The sequence below is a fragment of the Ochrobactrum sp. EDr1-4 genome (assembly GCF_049199085.1).
In the GTDB taxonomy this organism is placed as follows: domain Bacteria; phylum Pseudomonadota; class Alphaproteobacteria; order Rhizobiales; family Rhizobiaceae; genus Brucella.
This window is the reverse complement of record NZ_JBLZOF010000005.1, coordinates 14,010-32,187: the sequence shown is the minus strand read 5'-3', so window position 1 is coordinate 32,187 and position 18,178 is coordinate 14,010. Positions and strand designations below refer to the sequence as shown.

Below are 18,178 nucleotides of genomic sequence, written 5' to 3'. Positions count from 1 at the left end.
AATAGATCACGGCATATATCGATCCTAAGCCAAAGAACTAAATTCGACCGGCTTCGACGATGGAAGATGTCGCCGCAACCATTGGTAATGAAATTCAGTCCTTGTGTTTGCAAACCGCGAATGGCTTTGGTGTCAATATTGAAGCAGTCCTGCCTGAAGGATGCATTCCTTATCCGGCTACGATCAATCATCCGGCACAGGTCGATATTGCAGTAGACGCAGCCAAAGCGGCTACAGATGCGGGCCTTGTCAATGCAGACATGAAGCCAACAATGGCGGCAGAAGACTTCGGCTTTATCCTGCGCAAGGTGCCGGGGGCATTCATGTTCATTGGTAATGGTGACAGCGCATCACTGCACAGCTCAGAATATGACTTTGATGATAAAGCTATACCATTCGGTGTTGCATATTGGCTGAACCTCGTGAAGAAAGTGTTAGTATAACATGCTCCAGCACGAGGTGTGCTCCATTTAAAGGAAGCAGCTGCCGCGTTGGGTGTCCACAGTAATGGTTTTAAAGTGCATCTGTGGACTATCGCTATTGGTTCATAGTCAATCTGTCACGAGACTAGAGTTTGCCAAATTGCACGACAAATTGACTAATGCCAGATGCTAGAAATTGAACTGCAAGGCAAGTTAAAAGAAACCCCATAATTTTCGTCACCGCTTGCATGCCGTGATCACCGAGAAATTTTTCAATCCAGTTGGATGATAGCAAGCCAATATAGGCGATGATGGACATGATAGCGACACCGATAGCGATCACAGCATGGCCAAATATACTATGATCACTTGGGATCTGGGATGAGAAACCCATAACAACAGCTATAGAGCCGGGGCCCGCCAAGCTTGGCATGGCAAGAGGTGAGAATGAGTAATCGAGATCCGCTTTTTTAATGTCTGCGGGATCTGCGTCCACCTCAGAGGAAGTGTCTTCGCCAGAGAAAATCATGCGTAAGGCTAATATCATTATGATTATACCGCCAGCGACACGAATGCCTGGCAACGATATTCCAAATATTTTGATAATGCCATTGCCCAGCAGCATAAATACAGTAAGGATTAAGAACGCATAAATGCATGTCTTTCTTGCCTGCGCGCGTTTGTTTTCGTCGCTCATGCGCTTGGTCAATGACATATATAAAGGTATGGTCGTCAGTGGATTCATAATTGGCAGAAGACCTATCACCACAATAGACACGTATTTTACCAGATCAGGCACGAAATCCATTTAAAAACCCTTGTATATTCGCCGTGAATATAATTTTTCTTAATTTGTATCGATATTATGAGCGTTACGTAAACCAAAATATCGATCGGTGGCACGATTTTATAATTGCGGTTCTTAATTTTTTTTGAACAGCATTTTATTAGCGCTTTATTTTTTCTGCGCAGATTGATTAATCTAATATTTGGCCTAGGTTATATCAAAATACTCATTGCGGGTTAAATCATACGGGGGTCATGTATGTGCACACGAGTTCTTTGGTCTGATGATAATGGCTTAGTAATAGCCGGTCGAAATATGGATTTTTATAAAGATCTTATGACAAATATATGGACGCAGCCTCGTGGTATTGATAGAAATAACGGTGTTAACGGCGATTTGAAATGGACGTCCAAATATGGAAGTGTGGTCGCTAGCTGTTTCGATATGATCTCTGTTGATGGATTAAACGAAGCTGGACTTGCCGGGCATATTCTGTGGTTGGCGGAGTCGGAATACGGGGAAGTGCATCCAAGCCGGCCGCAGCTTAGTCAGGCGATATGGCTGCAATATTTTCTTGATAATTTTTCAACTGTCGCGGACGCTGTTTCCTGGATCAAGGCGACCAATGTACAAGTCGTGCAGATGGAGGACCCAACAGGTGGCGTTCCACTTGCGCTCCACCTGGCTCTTGAAGATGCTACCGGAGACTCCTGTATCATAGAATATGTTCATGGCAAGCCTGTCGTTTATCATAGTACGGATTACCGTGTAATGACGAACTCGCCTACCTATGATCAGCAATTGGAGTTGGTTAAACAAATTATCGGTTTGGGCGGATCGCAATCACTTCCCGGATCAACAAAAGCAAGTGATCGTTTTGCGCGCGCTAGTTATTACGTCAGCCGTTTGCCTAAACCAAAAAGCGACGTGCAGGCTGTTGCTTCAATGTTTAGCGTCATGCGCAATGCAGCCCAGCCCTTCAGAATACCAGATCCAGATGCACCGGAGGCGTCGCAGACTTTGTGGCAAACCGTCGTGGACTTGACCAATAAGCGCTATGTATTTGAGTCGACGACGCGCCCGAACATCGTCTGGGTGAACATCAAGGATTTAAACCTGGCCAAGGGCGCGGATCAGATGAAACTCAACCTGGTTGAGGATTTGACTCTGGAAAATGGCATTGTGAGCGAGGTAAGTAAACATTTTTCCAGTGCTGGAGAATTGAAGTTTCTAACGGTAGATATTAACAATTAATCCCATAGAAGATTGAACAATTTATGTTGTAACCAGCAAAATGAATGACAAATATTTTGTCATTCATTTTGCTGGATATCTATTTTCTTGTTCGATTTAATGAAAGTGGATAAATATTTATAATGTTAAATAAAGTTCTGGACAGGTTTTATTCATTTTTCCTAAGTTCACCAAAGAGATCTATCAAAGATAGATGTATTTGGTCTGATGGTTAGGAAATCTGATGTTTTCCCTTGGTGACATATTTAAACATTCGCCAGAAATCGCGCTGTTCCTGTCTTTGGCGATCGGGTACTGGATCGGAAAAATTCAATTTGGTAAGTTTCAGCTGGGCGGCGTCGCAGGTTCATTGCTCGCTGCGGTAGTGATCAGCCAGGTTGGCGTGGAAATTGACAATGGTATCAAAGCTGTACTCTTTGCACTTTTTATTTACGCAGTTGGCTTTGAAAGTGGTCCGCAATTTTTCCGATCGTTAGGCAAACAATCAATCCGTGAAATCGTGATGGCAACAGTTCTTGCCATTAGTGGTCTTGTAACTGTTGTTATTCTTGCACGGATTATGGGACTCGACAAAGGAATTGCCGCTGGTATTGCAGCGGGAGGCTTAACGCAATCTGCGATTATAGGTACAGCAGGTTCTGCAATTGAGAAGCTAGGTCTTGCCGCCGATGAAGTGCAACGTTTGCAGTCAAACGTGGCGATTGGTTACGCGGTGACTTATATCTTCGGATCATTTGGTGCGATTATCGTCTGCGTTAATATTTTGCCTTGGTTTATGAAGCGCAGCATTCGTGATGATGCTCTTAAAGCCGAAGCGGAAATGTTAAAGGGCACGAAAATTTATGGAGTAGGCGAAACGCCAGCACTCCCTGAACTTGTCGGCCGTATTTATCGGATAAGTTCAGCTGCGGGCAAAACTGTCAGCACGATTGAGTCTCTCACAAATGACGGTGTTATTACTGTTGGTGGTAATGCAGTCACGATTGAACGCATCAAACGAAAAGGAAAAATCATCGGTGTCGAGCCAACCACAATGCTTCTCGCTGATGATCTGGTTCTGATTGTTGGACGTCGCAATGGTGTCATCGGACTAGAAGACAAGCTTGGCCCAGAAGTATCTGGTAGTGAAGGCATGGAATTGGTTGTCACAACCCGTGACATTGTCGTTCGTAACAAAGATTTTGCAGATCATACTGTAGCTGAGATTATTCAAGCCAGTGGTGAACTGCGCCATGGTATCTATGTGCTCAATGTTACACGTGGCGGAAGCAAAGTTGATCTCACCAACGACGCGGTTATCAAGATCGGTGATATTGTAACGGTCCATGGCGTACAGGAAGATCTTCAACGTTTAACCGCACGTGTTGGCCCTGCGCTTATCCCAAGTGATAAAACCGACTTTGTGTTTCACGGCCTCGGCATTGCTGTTGGTTTGCTCATCGGATTGGCTGTCGTCAAGATAGGTTCGATCCCTCTGACACTGGGATCGGGCGGTGGTGCACTTATGTCTGGCCTCGTGTTCGGCTGGTATAAAAGCCGACATATGACGCTTGGCAATATGCCAACTGCTGCATCAACATTACTTCGTGATCTTGGCCTCGCCGGGTTTGTCGTCGTTGTCGGTCTTCAGTCTGGCCAGCAAGCTGTGACAACGATTGCACAAAGTGGCCTGTCGATCTTTATCGCAGGTGTCATTGTGACAGTTGTGCCGCTCATTATCACAATGCTTGTGGGAAGGTACATCCTGCGTTACGAAAACGTGGCTGTATTCGCTGGCGCACTGACAGGTTCTCGTAGCGCCAACCCAGCATTTGGCGAAGTTCTCGACAAGGCTGGCAATTCTGTACCCACCACACCTTTCGCCATCACCTATGCTCTTGCAAACGTCTTCCTGACGTTGTTGGGGCCACTCGTTATCGCGTTCGTTTAAATTATTGGAGAGAGAAGCAATGAACGACTACAGCCAGTTCGCCAAGCTCAGCCCATTTGAACTTAAAGACGAGCTCATCAAATTGGCGTCCACCAAAACCGATATGGTTATGCTTAATGCTGGACGCGGCAACCCTAACTTCCTTGCGACCCTTCCTCGTCGGGGCTTTTTCAGGCTCGGTCTTTTTGCAGCGACAGAGTCTGAACTCTCCTTTTCCTACATGCAGCAGGGTATTGGTGGCTTGCCGCGCATTGAAGGCATTGAAGCGAGATTTGAACGTTTTCTTGCAGATAATCGCGATCAGGAGGGGGTCGATTTTCTGCGTCGCGCCATCAGCTATGTTCGCGACCAGCTCGGTTTGTCGGCTTCAGACTTTTTGCATGAAATGGTTGAAGGAATTTTGGGTTGCAATTATCCGGTTCCGCCAAGAATGTTGCGTATCAGTGAAGATATTGTTCGCCAATATCTGATGAAAGAAATGGTTGGCGGACATATTTCAGGCAAAGATGTCGATGTGTTCGCGACCGAAGGCGGCACTGCTGCCATGACATATGTTTTTGACACGTTAAAGAAAAATCACCTTGTCAAAAAAGGCGATAAAGTTGCTATCGGGATGCCGGTTTTCACGCCCTATATCGAAATTCCTGAGCTTGATGCTTATGGTCTGGAAGAGGTGGCGATTAATGCCGATCCAGATGCAGATTGGCAGTATCCGGACGCCGAACTGGACAAGTTGAAAGACCCTTCAATCAAGGTCTTCTTTTGCATCAATCCAAGCAATCCACCCTCTGTGAAGCTGGATGAGCGTAGCTTGCAGCGAATTGCAGATATTGTGAAAAATCATCGTCCGGATTTGATCGTGTTGACGGACGATGTTTACGGCACATTTGCCGATAATTTCAAATCGCTATTTGCTATTTGCCCCAACAATACAATTCTCGTCTATTCCTATTCGAAATATTTTGGCGCAACAGGTTGGCGTTTGGGAACCGTTGCTCTCCACCACAATAATGTGCTTGATAACACTATTGCCAAGCTCCCTGATGATGCCAAAGAGGCACTAGAAAGGCGTTATTCGTCAATTGTGACTGATGTATCATCTCTCAAATTTATCGATAGATTAGTTGCGGATAGCAGAACAGTCGCCTTGAACCACACAGCTGGCCTCTCAACCCCGCAGCAGGTACAGATGGTGTTGTTTTCATTGTTTGCTTTGATGGATGAGCAAGATAGCTACAAAGCGACACTTAAGCGTGTTATCCGTCGCAGGCAGGCAGCGCTTTATGCCGAACTGGGCATAGATATGCCTGACAATGAAAATTCCGTTGATTATTATACTCTTCTGGACCTCGAGAAGATTGCAAGGAAACTTTATGGTGAAGACTTTGCAGTATGGGTGAAACAAGAGTTTTCTGCCAATGAGCTACTATTTCGTATCGCGGATGAAACGGGTATCGTCCTGCTGCCAGGGCGTGGGTTCGGTACACAGCATCCGTCAGGGCGCGCATCTCTCGCAAATCTGAATGAGTTTGAGTACGCCGCTATTGGTCGGTCATTGCGGAAAATGGCCGATGAATATCATGCTGAGTTTTTGAAGAAAAAATAAACATTACGGCTTCTACTCCCTTGCAGGATCTGTCATTTGCAAGGGAGTTTTTTATTTCGTCAGGTATATCTATGATAGCCGTTTATTCCAAAGCATTATTCATAATATCCAAAAATATCTAAATGATATATTTTCTATTCTGGAGATTATTGATTGGTCGAGGCTTCATTCAATAAGAGTGTTGGTTCCAGCTTTTCGAGTCCCTGATAAGGGTTTGCGTGGATTGCTAAGATCCATAAGCATAAAGTTGCACTACAAGAAAAAATGGTAAGAGCTGTGTTTCCTGCACGGCGTCTGTCTGCATGTGTAGCCGCAATCGTAATGATGGTCATTGCGGTGAGAATAAGCACGAGATACCATTTATATGCATCAATGGATGTCTTGCCGACTGCCAGCCTGGTGTTTCTTGCATCTTGTAGGATATCAAAATCGTTCAGTACATGCGTAACGATCGGGGCTGCAATATCCGATTTTCCAAGAGCCAGTATATTGTCTCTGATGGTTTGTAATGCAGCTTCAACGGAAGTGGCTGGACGAAGATTAATATTCTTGGTCCATTCGTCATCTATTACAGCATTTCTGTATAGTAAAAGTGCGTTTCGCATCTCGATAGCGTTTATTTCTGGTGAGCCAGCGATACCAATTAATCGCTCAATAGCAGATCGTTCATCAATAGTCGCCTGTTCCGCTTTTGCAGAGTTCGCCCATATGTCTGCGGCCACGAAACCCAGGGCCAGCGCCCAGGCCGTTGCAACAGTTCCAATGAAAGCACCAATTGGAATTGTTTGATTGTAGTCTTTGCGCTGAGCAAGGATAAACAATACGAAATATCCAAACAAAAAAAATATCAAGCCAAGGCCTGTAAAAGCCAATAGCGACTTAAAGATCGAGAACCCAAATAGCGCAGACATTCTTTTACCGTTTCAAAATAATTAATACGTTCGCAGTTTGACTTTAACGCCCCTAACCGCCGCGTCCCTCATAACCGTCGCCACGCATGCTGCGTTGTTTTAGCAGCGCTTTAAGCGCTACAATTTGCTCACCGGTCCAACCCTTTATGCCTGTGACTTCCAACCAGGCATTCAGATAGTGTTCGGGTGCAAAAACATGACCATATCCCATCGGCACGGTGTCGGCTAAAGGCATATCAATCAGCATCTGAAGCATACTTACAATCGGATACCAACGAAGGTCTGGTGATACATCCGGTGCTCGTGGTGATTTCATCCAATCGGCTTCTCGATAAAGCAAACTCTTGTCAAAAAAGGTAATCGCATCACTGCCGTATTGCAGATATATAAAGCGTAGATCGCCCCACGGCTGGGTGTTTCCTTCCGGCGTTCCTGATTGATTCATAAAACGCACAAAACGTCCGTTCTGAAAAACAGGAAGCCATTCGGTCGAACCGGGCGCCCTATCTTTTGTCAGCGATCGCCATTTTTCACTTGGGAAAGGAGGGCCGCTCCATACTGCGCCATCTATAGGATCACCCAGAACATCGAAGAATGTAATTGAGCGCTGTGAATTGAACGCACCTAAGCTAAGTCCGTGAAGATAGAGCTTGGGACGTTGTTCTTTAGGTAGCGTCTTCCAATAGTTATAAACTGTTCTAAACAGAGCCTCCGACGAGACCAGTCCGTTTTCGGGTTGAAATAGCAAGGAGAGTGGGCTGTTTAAATAGGAATACTGCAACGCAACGCTGGCAACATTGCCTTTAAGCAAAAACTCTAGTCCATCAATCGCCGATGGATCGACCCAACCAGTACCTGTGGGAGTTATGATAACCAATGCATCCCGCTCAAAAGCTTTAAGCGTGATTAATTCTTCCAGCAATAATGATGCTCTTTGCTCAGGCGTTTCAGCTATCTGTAAACCGGCATATAGACGTATAGGTTCAAGAGTAACTTGCTGCGTAAAAGTGCTGATTTCCTGCGCCGTTGGTCCGGAGGCGACAAACTCTCTGCCAGCGCGTCCCAATTTCCGCCAATCCAGTTTTGACTGTGGACTTCCTGCTCGTTCTGCAATCAGTGGCTGCGGTCTGTCAGGCTCCACCAATGCATCTAACTGCCGAAAGGAACTGTCCATTAGCTGAAATGAGTATCTGATCAGCACGCCGTTTGTGATAGTGTAGATGAGCGAAATTGTTAAAAAAACACCGATAACAATAGAAACTCTGGGGGGGAGTAGCCAGTTCAGTTTGCTTACGATGTACCGTCCCAGCCGAATTAATCCCCGCGCCAAAAATAACAGAATGCCAAAACACACAATAGCAATCCATGTAACGCTCAGAGGATAAGCGCTATCGACTGCTTCCATTCCTACTACACGCCTGACCGAATTTTGCCAGTCAGCGGCATGATAGAGAGCTACAAGCATGATAACGATGCAGACTGTAGCGGCGCATAACTTCCAAATCTTGGTAAAATATTGATCCGCAGCTGGTAATTCGAGATACTGCCAAAGATTACGTACCGCGACGCCGATACCATAACCTGCGCTGAAAGCCATTCCAGCCAATACGCCCTGCACTTCAAAAGTGCGAGGTATCAAGCTCGGTGTTAACGCAGCAGCAAACAGTACTGATCCAAAAAGAAGGCCAATCCCCGAAATGTTTCGAATTAGCGTCAATGCATGCCGTCGCATGAAGTTATCCCCCGAAAATCTGCAATTATAGGTTTATTCGGCATTCGTGTATTCTGTAAATAAAAAAGCGAACTAATTAATAGCTAACCGATAATGGAAAATTGCGGATTCACTGCGCATTCTGCCCGCAGCTAAGACTTTTTGTGATTATGCAGGACCGAGCATGATGAAAGTCTCGCTTTTGCTCACACCTTGAAGTGAACGAATTGTAGAGATGACTTCATTCAACTCGGAGATGGTTGAGACTTCGAGCTCGGCGATGACATCCCAAATGCCATTGGTGTTGCACAGGCTGGTTAGTCCGGGAACACGCTTAATTGCGGCAATGGTGGCCTTAAGTGATGCACCTGACATTTCGATTAGCATAAAGGCGCGGATCTGGTCTTTTCCGATGTCATCGCGAACGCGCACCGTAAAACCTTTGATGTCACCATTGGCCATCAAGCGGTCGAGGCGTTTTTGAGCCGTCGCGCGCGCGACGCCGAGGAGTTCTGCCAGCTGTGGAACGGACGCACGACCATTGATGCGCAATTCTGTAATCAGTCTCTTGTCCAGTTCGTCCATCGTTCCCACTTTCTTTTTCGTAATTATTTCTGCCTAAATCGTCAGTTTATTATAAAAATAATCACTTTAAATTCTTTTTTGTCAATGAGATTGTAGCTAATGATTTCATTCAAGGGGAATGTAAAAGTGACTCCTAAAATGCTGCAAGCAGGAGGAGTGCGGTATTATTCCCCGTTCAGGCCGGTTACAAGGCTGTGAAAATTGCGTCAACAGCTCCGTTCGGAGCTTTCGTAGGGAACGTTGATAATGAAAATGGCGAGACTTATCTCCACGGCGCTTGTTGCGCTTGGCATTTCTTTCTCCGCACATGCGGCAAAAGCTGATGATCTGGAAAAGATCCAGAAGAACGGCAAAATGACAATTGCGCTTTCGGGCGTGTTTCCACCTTTCAGCTTCGTTGATGAAAACAATCAGGTCGTCGGCTTTGACGTTGACATCGGTTCCGAAATTGCCCGCCGCCTGAAGGCAGAGCCTGAAATCGTAACCACTGCCTGGGATGGTATTATTGCCGGTCTGGTCACGGGTCGTTTTGATACGATCGTTGGATCGATGGGCATTACTGACGAGCGTAAGAAGGCGATTGATTTCGTCGGGCCTTACTACCGTTCCGGTCTGGCGCTGTTTGTGCGTAAGGGTGATGCGGTTAAGTCGCTTAATGAGCTTGAAGGCAAGACCATTGGCGTGACGCTCGGCGAAACTTCCGAAAAGTGGGTTCGTGAGCAGGGCAAATATGAAGTCCGCACTTATAAAGGCCTGCCGGAAATGCTGCTCGACCTTGGATCGGGCCGTATTGATGCCGTTGTCGCTGACGACGTTCCGGTTCTCGTTGCAATTAGCAAAAGCAATGCGCCAATCGATCAGGTTAAGGACGATCAGCTGCCGCGCTACGACATTGGTATTGCCGTGCGCAAGAACAATCCAGAGCTGCGCGATGCCATGCAGAAAGCTCTCGATGATATGATGGCAGATGGAACATACAAAACCATCTCTGAAAAGTGGATTGGTGCGGATATCCGCTAATCTTAAACTTGGTTGCGAGCGGCTTATTAGCCGCTCCACATTCGATAAACGCGACATCACTGTTGATGCCGCTCAAGCTTCCCCCAGCTTTTGGCTTTGACATAATGTCAGGCAATCGCTCGGAGAATGCTCTCGTTCCTAAACTTTGTCATATGCATCTTCTGGCACCTTGCCGGATTGATCAGATATGGCAGATGCTTCCTGAGTTGGAGCAGAAAGGTTGAAGGATGGATATCGCACTCATTGAGCGGATTTTTCCCTTCATTGTTCAGGCAGGGTGGGTCACAGTTGAGCTGACTGTCGTGTCATTGCTTATTGGCCTCGTTGTTGCCAGCCTGTTGGTGATTGCCAAGTTTTCGCGTTATACAGCCGTTCGATGGATCGCAACCGCTTACATCAGCGTCATGCGTGGTACGCCGCTTCTGGTACAGTTGTTCCTCGTTTTTTTCGGCGGACCGCAATTCGGCTTCGAATTCACGCCCTTTGTCGCTGGCGTGATCACAATGGGCTTCAATATCGGGGCCTATATGTCTGAAGGCATGCGCGGCGCAATTCTGGCCGTTGATAAGGGGCAGAATGAAGCGGCACGGTCGCTTGGCTTTAGTCGTGTTGGAACGATGCGCCTTTTTATTCTGCCACAAGCTGCACCGTTGATGATCCGCTCGCTCGGCGTCAATACGGTTATTTTGACAAAAAGTACTGCACTTGTGTCCACGATTGGCGTGGTCGAATTGACTTACACCGCGCAGCGTTTTGTGACTTCGACTTATAAGCCGTTTGAGGTTTTTGCGGTGGCGGCGGCGGCATACATTGTCATTATCGCTGTCATCTCCCTGATCATTCGCGGCCTTGAAATCTACTTCAGTGCAGACAAGAGGGCAGGGGCATGAGTCTCGATTTTACCGTTGTTCCGCCCTATGCCGAACTGATGCTGATTGGTCTGACCTGGACGGTTCTAATAACACTGCTGGCTGGCTTAATTAGTATTGTGTTGGGGATCATCATTGCGATTGTAACGTTGCATGCACCCAAACTGATCAGCCTGCCAATACGCGGCATTGTGTTTCTGTTCATGGGGACGCCACTGCTTTTGCAGCTTTATTTGCTCTATTATGGTCTGTCCCAAATCGGCATTATGGTGCCAGCTTTCTGGACCGGCGTCTTAGGCCTTGGTATGCACTACGCGGCTTACAATGCCGATATTTTCCGTGCATCCCTTCAAGCTGTTGATAAAGGACAGATGGAAGCTGCACGTTCGCTTGGTTTTGGAAGCGGCGCGTCACTGCGCTATTTCATCATCCCTCAGGCGATTCTGACTGCGCTGCCGCAAGTCGGAAATAACAGCATTATCCTGCTCAAGGACACAGCCGTTTTGTCGGTGCTTGGTATCACGGAATTGGTGCTGAGTGCACAACGTGGCATCAGCGAAACTTATCGTCCTTTTGAGTTCTACTTCGTTGCAGCCGTTCTCTATTACCTCGTCAATCTTCTGATGGAATGGTTTTTGAGTAAAGCGGCCAAGAAAGCGGAAGCTATCCGATGAATACACAGCCTCCTATGATCGAACTGCGTCAGATCAGAAAGTCCTATGGCGATATCGAAGTGCTGAAAGGCATCGATCTGACTGTAGCCAAAGGTAAAATCGTTTCCATTATTGGCCCCAGCGGCTCAGGCAAAAGCACGCTTTTGCGTTCTATTAATATGCTGGAAGAGACCAATAACGGCGAAATCTGGCTGGATGGGCATCAGGTCAATCGCCCGCTGAAGGGACGCGCTTTTGAAAAGCACATCAACCATATCCGTCAGGAAATGGGGATGGTGTTCCAGCAGTTTAATTTGTTCCCACATCTGACTGTTCTCCAGAATATCATGGTTGGCCCGATGAAGCTGAAGGGCTTGTCGAAAGCTGATGCACTGGAACGTGCCAATAGTCTGCTTGCGAAGGTCGGACTTGTCGATAAGGGCCATGCCTACCCAGCACGACTTTCGGGCGGCCAAAAGCAGCGTGTTGCGATTGCCCGCGCACTGGCGATGCAGCCCAAGGTTATGCTGTTTGATGAAGCAACATCCGCGCTTGATCCCGAACTGGTTGAAGAAGTGAACCAGGTGATGAAGCAGCTCGCAAGTGAACACATGACAATGCTGATTGTTACGCATGAGATGCGCTTTGCAGCGGAAGTCTGTGATCATGTGATGTTTATGGATGGCGGTGTGGTTGTTGAACAAGGTTCACCCGATCAGGTTCTGTCCAATCCAACGGAAGAGCGCACGCGCGCATTCTTGCGTAAGCATCTGTCTCATTAGAATTTGAAATTAATGCCTTAAAGGCGTGTTGCGCTGATTGCGAACACGCTTCGATCAAAGGAGATTTGATCTATGACTGCAAATATTACAAACGGCGCGCCCAACGCCGTAACGATGGTGCACAACCATATTAATGCACAGCATGTTGAAGAACTGGCGCTGCGTCTTGTTGGCTGGAGCAGCGAAACCGGAACACCGGGCGAAGCGACATTCTCCGACCATCTGGTTTCTGTATTGAAGGAAATTCCATATTTCCAGCAGAACCCCGATAATATTCGTACGATTGCCAGCCATGGTGATCCGCTAACGCATAATGTCGTCGCACTGGTGCGAGGTAAGGGCAAGCATACGCTCGCTTTGGCAGGTCATTTTGATACGGTTGCGACTGATAATTATCACGAGTTGAAATCGCTTGCCTGCGAAAGCACCAAACTTAAAGATGCGCTGATTGCGGATTTATCCAGGCGTTCACGCTCTGCACAGGAAGAGCGCGCATTGGAAGATTTGCTAAGCGGTAATTTCCTTCCGGGACGCGGTATGCTTGACATGAAAAGCGGCCTTGCCGTTGGTATCGCTTGCGTAGAAAAATTTGCCGAAGATGAAGATCGCAGCGGCAATCTCCTGCTTGTTTTCACACCGGATGAAGAGCGTGAAAGCCGTGGTATGCGCTCAATGCGCAATGCATTGCCTGCAATTGCGCGTGACTTCGATATTGAAATTGCAGCAGCAATTAATCTCGATGTGACGTCTGATCAGGGCGATGGTCAGGAAGGCCGCGCGGTTTATGCCGGAACGATTGGTAAGTTGTTGCCGTTTGCCTTGGTTATTGGCCTCAGTTCGCATGCGAGCTACCCATATGAAGGTGTCAGTGCGCAGGCGATGGCTGCGGGTATTTTAGCACGTTTTGAGGGCAATGCTGCTCTTGCAGATCGCGACGAAAATGATATTTCGCCACCGCCTATCTGCCTTGAAGCAAAAGACTTGCGCGATGGCTATGAAGTCACAACACCGGAACGCTTCTGGATCGCATTGAACTGGCTTTACCATGCCATGACAGCAGAAGAACTGTTTGAGCGCTTCAAGAGTGAAGTGCTTGCAGGGGCCACGCAAGCAGTTGAACGTTTTGCAGCCCAGTCCGAAGCTTTTGGCAAGCTGATCGGCAAACGTGCGGGTGCAATTCCGGCAGCTCCGAAGCTCATCACATTCGAGCAATTACGGCTTATGGCTGCAGAAGTAGCAGGCGATAAGTTCGAGGCGCTTTACGGCGAACAGGAAAAGCGCCTTTCACACATCGATAATCCTTTGTCCGTCAGCCGCCAGTTGACTGAATGGCTGGTGGGTGTGGCTCATCTTTCTGGTCCCGCCGTTGTGGTCGGTTTTGCCGGTCTTCATTATCCTGCGAGCCATTTGGATGAAAAGCAGGTGAATGACCGTGCATTCAAACAGGCGATTGATGTGACAATGCAGCAGTTTGCAAATTTTGCAGATCAAGTATTGGTCTGGAAGCCTTATTTCCAGGGAATTTCAGATATGAGCTTCCTGGGACAGGCGACGCTGGGTCAGGATCTCGTTTCGATTAATACGCCGGTTGCACGTTTGGTTGATCACCCGGCAAGCGATGCATTGCGGTTCCCTGTCGTTAACATCGGTCCTTGGGGGCGTGAGTTTCACCAGAAGCTGGAACGCGTACACGCGCCTTACGCATTTGGGGTGTTGCCGCAAGTCGTGTCGATGATTGCGGAAGAGTTTTTGTCGAAGCGTGCCTGAAGTTCAGCACCAAATCATCCGATAGAGGATTAATAATATGACCATTGAAAAGCTGAACATCGTCCCCTTCGTCAGCGTTGATAATATGATGAAGCTGGTTTTGACCATTGGTGTTGAAACCTTCCTCAAAGAACTGGCCGAAGTGATTGAAGAAGACTTCCGCCGTTGGGAGCAGTTCGACAAAACACCACGCATTGCATCGCATTCCGATGAAGGTGTGATTGAGCTGATGCCGACAAGCGATGGTACGCTTTACGGCTTTAAATATGTCAATGGTCATCCAAAGAATACCAAAGAAGGCCGTCAAACTGTAACCGCTTTTGGCGTCTTGTCTGATGTTGGCAATGGCTATCCAATGCTTTTGACCGAGATGACGATCCTGACTGCCTTGCGCACCGCCGCAATGTCGGCAGTTGCGGCCAAGCATCTTGCAAGGCCAGATTCAAAAACGATGACCATCATTGGTAATGGCGCGCAGAGCGAATTTCAGGCACTCGCATTGAAAGCGATTGTCGGTATTCAGAACTTGCAGCTTTTCGACATTGACCGCTCCGCAAGCGAGCGCTGCGCCCGTAACCTTGCCAATACTGGCTTGTCCATTTCAATCTTTGGCACCTCCCAAGAGGCTGTTGAAGGCGCTGATATCATCACGACTGTGACGGCAGACAAACAATATGCAACGATCCTGAGCGACAACATGGTTGGGCCGGGTGTGCACATCAATGCGGTCGGTGGCGATTGCCCCGGTAAGACAGAGTTGAACAAGGATATCCTGTTGCGCTCCGACATCTTTGTCGAATACCCGCCACAGACCCGCATTGAAGGTGAAATTCAGCAGCTTGATGCCGACTATCCGGTTAAGGAGTTGTGGGAAGTCATCACAGGAGCGATTGAAGGTCGTTCGTCAGAACGTGCAATCACTCTGTTTGACAGCGTTGGTTTTGCGATCGAAGATTTTTCCGCACTTCGCTATGTCCGTAGCAAGCTTGCTGAAACAGGCTTGTTTGACGAGCTTGATATGCTTGCTGATCCCGATGAGCCACGCGATCTTTATGGTATGCTGCTTAGATGCGAGAAGGCCGCGGGCAGCCTTTAAGAGGTAATTTTTCTCGTCGGCACATGCCTTGAACATAGGAGTTAGTTTCCGGCGACAGAAATATGTTTAACAAATATGGCGTCTTAGCTTATCAAACGGCTAAGACGCCATATGAAGTGCTTATATTACCATTTTTGGGTTTGGTGACTGTTGCAGTCACGCTGTCATTTGCCCAACGTAAAGTGCCCGGAAGACAAAGCTATTCAGCATTCAATGAACGCGTTCTCGGTCTCTATAAGCCTAAAAAATCATAAATTGCAAAAGTAGCCACTCTACGTGAACCCATCACTGGCATGATACATTATGGATAGCACTTCCGGCTCCCGGATTAGATCCAAGAGCATTGTTTTTGGATTCTGCGTTGTTTCTCACCAGTTCACTTTGAAGCCGATGTTGCCTTAGATTGCGTAGCTATCAGAGACATGGTTGAGCGATGTGTTGATCGAGCCTTCGCCATACAGAGCATATTTGTTGTTTGCCCATGCATAGGTGCCGCCTGCACCGATACCACCCCATGTGTTGTCTCTATCGGTTGCCATATGGGTTTCAGCGTAATTCATGCAGGCGTCCCCCGTCAGTTCCTGATAGAGATTGGATTGAAAGCTCTGACTGGCCGTTGGCCCATCAGCGTGCAGACATGAGCTTTGAAACAGCCTACGTCTTTTATCAGCTACGATTTCAACTTTTCTAAGCCTGTTCCGACTATAGGAGGAGCCTGACATCTGGCGAACCAGCAGGTACAAGCTACAGGAAACAAACCGCCGTAAGCACAGCGTCTATGCATTTAAAACGCGCATCATGATTCAAGCTTTTCGCTCTTCCAGCATAATGGAAATTAACCTGCGTCAACAATCGGGGCAGGCTATATAGTCCGCCTATCTTTTTGCGCATAGTCAATAGAATATCATGCAGCATCGCCTCCGCTTACCCTCTGGCGAAGTAAAAGCCATTGCGTTTGTATTGCAATTCAAATAGGTACGCAGGCGATTGAAGAACCATCTTACGGCTAATCAGGCTCTTTAAAATTATTCTAAAATATTTGTATGATTTAGTGGCAATCCGCGAGGTAAAGTTGGATTATACCGACAGAAATCTCAGAACATATCTCGATCATCGTCGTGAGCTTGTTGATTACGCAACGACGATTGTAGGTGATCGCGCGCAGGGCGAAGATGTTGTTCAAGAAGCCTTCCTACGGTTGAATGCGGCTACTTTTGACCGACACCTTGAAGAGCCTGTTGGATATCTGCGCCGTATCATACGCAATCTGGCGATTGATTTAACCCGTCGCGCAGTTAATGACCGACGGCGTCATGACAACACCACCGATTTTGAGGCTGTTGCTGAGGACCGGCCCTCTCAGGAGGACGTAATCGCGCATCGCGACGAGTTGCGTGTGGTGATGGATGCAATGGCTGAGCTTCCTGAAAGAACGAGAATCGCGCTCGAAATGCACCGGTTCGAAGGCTTCAAACTGAAAGAAATCGCCGCACATCTTGGAGTTTCTGTCGCCTTAGCCCATGCTCTCATTTACGAAGGACTCGATCATTGTCGCAAGCGCTTGATAGATCGCAATTGAAGATATGTGTCGATCATTGAAAAAGTGCCGCTCGATTTCGTTCTTTATATGAGGGGTGAGAGTTTGAAAGTACAAACAGCAAATGTCGAATAGTTTCTAGGGAGTTGGACTTATTTCATCGAGTGAGATATCAGAGCGCGCAAATCGCGAAGCACTCCATTGGTTAATAGCGCTACAGGAAGAGCCAGATGATGCTGACGTTCTTGATGGCTTCAATGCGTGGCTAAACAGCAGTGCGGAAAATAAGCGAGCATGGAATGATGCGCAGCGTGTCTCGAATGCGCTTGCGGATGCAATGGCTTCGGGAGTTTCGAGGGGCAAAGCTAAAGCATCGCAGCGGTCAATCTCAGCGTGGCAAGCTGGCAGACAATCCCGTCTGCGGCCAGCAATCTACGCAGCAGCTGTTCTCGCGACTGTTTGTCTGGCTGTTGTTATTCAGCCGAGTTTCAACATTTGGTTTTCAGCGGATTGGTCAACTGGCAAAGCTGAAACGCGTAACGTACTTTTAGATGATGGCAGTCTCGTTCATCTTGGCGCCGATAGTGCCTTACAGATCGATTTTGACGAGGGTTTCCGGCGAGTCAAGCTCCTATCCGGAGAGGCATATTTTGAAGTTGAGCCCGATAAAAATCGACCATTTCAGGTCGCCGCGGGAAATGTCGATGCAACAGTTCTCGGCACCGCATTTGATGTCAAGATAATGAGTGAAGCGGTAGCTGTCGCGGTTAATTACGGTCGCGTTGCTGTTGATAGTTCCGCTGCAAATCAACAAGTTGGATCGCCGCTGGAAGCTGGAGATTGGGTGCGCATTGAGAGTAACGGGCAGGTTGCACGTGGAAATGATATGCCTGAACTGGTTGGAAGTTGGCGCAGCGGCATGCTTGCAGTCAAAGACCAGACCATTTCCGATGTCGTTGATGAAATCCGGCGGCAGTATAAAGGCAAGATAGTCCTGGCTAGCGATGATCTCGGTAATAGGCGGGTAACCGGGGTATATGATCTTAATAAGCCTATGGATGCTTTGACTGCTCTTGTGCAGGTTCATGGTGCACGTATCCGGCAGATCAGTCCCTGGCTGACAGTCGTTTCAACATTTTAAGCGCGTTTTTGAAGAAAATTGAAAACATGAGTATTTTTATCTGAAAAAACTGAAACCTGTTTCGTTCTTTAGGTAAGAGGCTTTCAGGCAATGCAATTGCATTGCTC

17 protein-coding genes and 1 pseudogene are annotated in these 18,178 nt (G+C 47.5%); 13 read left to right on the top strand and 5 right to left on the bottom strand.

The genetic code is table 11. From position 1 onward, the window contains the following. Window positions 1-59 precede the first annotated feature (59 nt). Window positions 60-443: a M20/M25/M40 family metallo-hydrolase gene (locus tag ACOZHT_RS16545; RefSeq protein WP_421566045.1), complete on the top strand. Its 384-nt coding sequence runs from the start codon at window positions 60-62 to the stop codon at window positions 441-443. A gap of 124 nt (window positions 444-567) precedes the next feature. On the opposite strand, the gene ACOZHT_RS16540 is transcribed toward ACOZHT_RS16545, so the two are convergent. After that, window positions 568-1,230, bottom strand: a complete 663-nt coding sequence (locus ACOZHT_RS16540; protein ID WP_421566044.1) for a MarC family NAAT transporter — start codon at window positions 1,228-1,230, stop codon at window positions 568-570. A 237-nt stretch (window positions 1,231-1,467) separates the two neighbouring features. Here ACOZHT_RS16540 and ACOZHT_RS16535 point away from each other — a divergent pair, with 237 nt between their 5' ends. From ACOZHT_RS16535 to ACOZHT_RS16525, 3 genes are all read left to right on the top strand, one after another. Further along, on the top strand, window positions 1,468-2,463 hold the full coding sequence (locus ACOZHT_RS16535) for a linear amide C-N hydrolase (protein WP_421566043.1): 996 nt from the start codon (window positions 1,468-1,470) through the stop codon (window positions 2,461-2,463). Between the two features lie 223 nt (window positions 2,464-2,686). Beyond that, the gene (aspT, locus tag ACOZHT_RS16530) at window positions 2,687-4,393 is read left to right on the top strand and encodes an aspartate-alanine antiporter (RefSeq protein ID WP_421566042.1); all 1,707 of its coding nucleotides are present in this window, start codon (window positions 2,687-2,689) and stop codon (window positions 4,391-4,393) included. A 19-nt stretch (window positions 4,394-4,412) separates the two neighbouring features. Beyond that, entirely contained in the window at window positions 4,413-5,999 is a 1,587-nt protein-coding gene (locus ACOZHT_RS16525) for a bifunctional aspartate transaminase/aspartate 4-decarboxylase (protein ID WP_421566041.1), read from the top strand. A 146-nt stretch (window positions 6,000-6,145) separates the two neighbouring features. Here ACOZHT_RS16525 and ACOZHT_RS16520 read toward each other — a convergent pair whose 3' ends face one another. From ACOZHT_RS16520 to ACOZHT_RS16510, 3 genes are all read right to left on the bottom strand, one after another. Beyond that, complete coding sequence (locus tag ACOZHT_RS16520; protein ID WP_421566040.1) at window positions 6,146-6,910, bottom strand: hypothetical protein; 765 nt, start codon at window positions 6,908-6,910, stop codon at window positions 6,146-6,148. A gap of 52 nt (window positions 6,911-6,962) precedes the next feature. Continuing rightward, window positions 6,963-8,642, bottom strand: coding sequence for an alpha/beta hydrolase (locus tag ACOZHT_RS16515; RefSeq protein ID WP_421566039.1), 1,680 nt, complete (start codon window positions 8,640-8,642; stop codon window positions 6,963-6,965). Between the two features lie 147 nt (window positions 8,643-8,789). Continuing rightward, window positions 8,790-9,206 carry an Lrp/AsnC family transcriptional regulator gene (locus ACOZHT_RS16510; protein WP_250044181.1) on the bottom strand — a complete coding sequence of 139 codons (417 nt, stop codon included), beginning with the start codon at window positions 9,204-9,206 and terminating at the stop codon, window positions 8,790-8,792. 252 nt (window positions 9,207-9,458) lie between these two features. Between ACOZHT_RS16510 and ACOZHT_RS16505 the strand changes: the two genes are divergently transcribed. From ACOZHT_RS16505 to ACOZHT_RS16480, 6 genes are all read left to right on the top strand, one after another. Further along, window positions 9,459-10,226 carry a transporter substrate-binding domain-containing protein gene (locus ACOZHT_RS16505; RefSeq protein WP_310014788.1) on the top strand — a complete coding sequence of 256 codons (768 nt, stop codon included), beginning with the start codon at window positions 9,459-9,461 and terminating at the stop codon, window positions 10,224-10,226. A gap of 227 nt (window positions 10,227-10,453) precedes the next feature. Next, window positions 10,454-11,116, top strand: coding sequence for an amino acid ABC transporter permease (locus ACOZHT_RS16500; RefSeq protein WP_421566038.1), 663 nt, complete (start codon window positions 10,454-10,456; stop codon window positions 11,114-11,116). Next, window positions 11,113-11,769, top strand: coding sequence for an amino acid ABC transporter permease (locus ACOZHT_RS16495; protein WP_339511094.1), 657 nt, complete (start codon window positions 11,113-11,115; stop codon window positions 11,767-11,769). Before ACOZHT_RS16500 ends, ACOZHT_RS16495 begins: the two co-directional genes overlap by 4 nt. Then, on the top strand, window positions 11,766-12,530 hold the full coding sequence (locus ACOZHT_RS16490) for an amino acid ABC transporter ATP-binding protein (protein WP_421566037.1): 765 nt from the start codon (window positions 11,766-11,768) through the stop codon (window positions 12,528-12,530). Before ACOZHT_RS16495 ends, ACOZHT_RS16490 begins: the two co-directional genes overlap by 4 nt. A 114-nt stretch (window positions 12,531-12,644) precedes the next feature. Then, window positions 12,645-14,297 carry a M20/M25/M40 family metallo-hydrolase gene (locus ACOZHT_RS16485; protein ID WP_421566167.1) on the top strand — a complete coding sequence of 551 codons (1,653 nt, stop codon included), beginning with the start codon at window positions 12,645-12,647 and terminating at the stop codon, window positions 14,295-14,297. Between the two features lie 37 nt (window positions 14,298-14,334). After that, complete coding sequence (locus ACOZHT_RS16480) at window positions 14,335-15,393, top strand: ornithine cyclodeaminase (RefSeq protein ID WP_421566036.1); 1,059 nt, start codon at window positions 14,335-14,337, stop codon at window positions 15,391-15,393. Between the two features lie 398 nt (window positions 15,394-15,791). Here the strand turns inward: ACOZHT_RS16480 and ACOZHT_RS16475 are convergent, their stop codons facing one another. Continuing rightward, entirely contained in the window at window positions 15,792-15,953 is a 162-nt protein-coding gene (locus ACOZHT_RS16475; RefSeq protein WP_421566035.1) for a hypothetical protein, read from the bottom strand. Window positions 15,954-16,465: 512 nt separating this feature from the next. Between ACOZHT_RS16475 and ACOZHT_RS16470 the strand changes: the two genes are divergently transcribed. The 3 genes and pseudogenes from ACOZHT_RS16470 (at window position 16,466) to ACOZHT_RS16460 (ending at window position 18,071) form a co-directional block, all read left to right on the top strand. After that, a complete protein-coding gene (locus ACOZHT_RS16470) occupies window positions 16,466-16,972 on the top strand; it encodes a sigma-70 family RNA polymerase sigma factor (protein ID WP_421566034.1) in 507 nt (168 codons plus the stop codon). Window positions 16,973-17,084: 112 nt separating this feature from the next. Continuing rightward, window positions 17,085-17,234: pseudogene (locus ACOZHT_RS16465) on the top strand (FecR/PupR family sigma factor regulator); the annotation flags it as partial. A 33-nt stretch (window positions 17,235-17,267) separates the two neighbouring features. Next, window positions 17,268-18,071 (top strand): FecR family protein, encoded by an 804-nt coding sequence (locus tag ACOZHT_RS16460; protein ID WP_421566033.1) that lies wholly within the window; start codon window positions 17,268-17,270, stop codon window positions 18,069-18,071. Window positions 18,072-18,178: the final 107 nt, after the last annotated feature.

Excerpts from the sequence above, each read along its gene's own strand:
- ACOZHT_RS16505 (WP_310014788.1), top strand. The coding sequence starts at position 9,459 with ATGGCGAGACTTATCTCCACGGCGCTTGTTGCGCTTGGCATTTCTTTC.
- ACOZHT_RS16480 (WP_421566036.1), top strand. The coding sequence starts at position 14,335 with ATGACCATTGAAAAGCTGAACATCGTCCCCTTCGTCAGCGTTGATAAT.
- ACOZHT_RS16525 (WP_421566041.1), top strand. The coding sequence starts at position 4,413 with ATGAACGACTACAGCCAGTTCGCCAAGCTCAGCCCATTTGAACTTAAA.
- ACOZHT_RS16510 (WP_250044181.1), bottom strand. The coding sequence starts at position 9,206 with ATGGACGAACTGGACAAGAGACTGATTACAGAATTGCGCATCAATGGT.
- ACOZHT_RS16520 (WP_421566040.1), bottom strand. The coding sequence starts at position 6,910 with ATGTCTGCGCTATTTGGGTTCTCGATCTTTAAGTCGCTATTGGCTTTT.
- ACOZHT_RS16475 (WP_421566035.1), bottom strand. The coding sequence starts at position 15,953 with ATGAATTACGCTGAAACCCATATGGCAACCGATAGAGACAACACATGG.
- ACOZHT_RS16545 (WP_421566045.1), top strand. The coding sequence starts at position 60 with ATGGAAGATGTCGCCGCAACCATTGGTAATGAAATTCAGTCCTTGTGT.
- ACOZHT_RS16535 (WP_421566043.1), top strand. The coding sequence starts at position 1,468 with ATGTGCACACGAGTTCTTTGGTCTGATGATAATGGCTTAGTAATAGCC.
- ACOZHT_RS16490 (WP_421566037.1), top strand. The coding sequence starts at position 11,766 with ATGAATACACAGCCTCCTATGATCGAACTGCGTCAGATCAGAAAGTCC.
- aspT (WP_421566042.1), top strand. The coding sequence starts at position 2,687 with ATGTTTTCCCTTGGTGACATATTTAAACATTCGCCAGAAATCGCGCTG.
- ACOZHT_RS16485 (WP_421566167.1), top strand. The coding sequence starts at position 12,645 with ATGGTGCACAACCATATTAATGCACAGCATGTTGAAGAACTGGCGCTG.
- ACOZHT_RS16515 (WP_421566039.1), bottom strand. The coding sequence starts at position 8,642 with ATGCGACGGCATGCATTGACGCTAATTCGAAACATTTCGGGGATTGGC.
- ACOZHT_RS16495 (WP_339511094.1), top strand. The coding sequence starts at position 11,113 with ATGAGTCTCGATTTTACCGTTGTTCCGCCCTATGCCGAACTGATGCTG.
- ACOZHT_RS16540 (WP_421566044.1), bottom strand. The coding sequence starts at position 1,230 with ATGGATTTCGTGCCTGATCTGGTAAAATACGTGTCTATTGTGGTGATA.
- ACOZHT_RS16500 (WP_421566038.1), top strand. The coding sequence starts at position 10,454 with ATGGATATCGCACTCATTGAGCGGATTTTTCCCTTCATTGTTCAGGCA.
- ACOZHT_RS16460 (WP_421566033.1), top strand. The coding sequence starts at position 17,268 with ATGGCTTCGGGAGTTTCGAGGGGCAAAGCTAAAGCATCGCAGCGGTCA.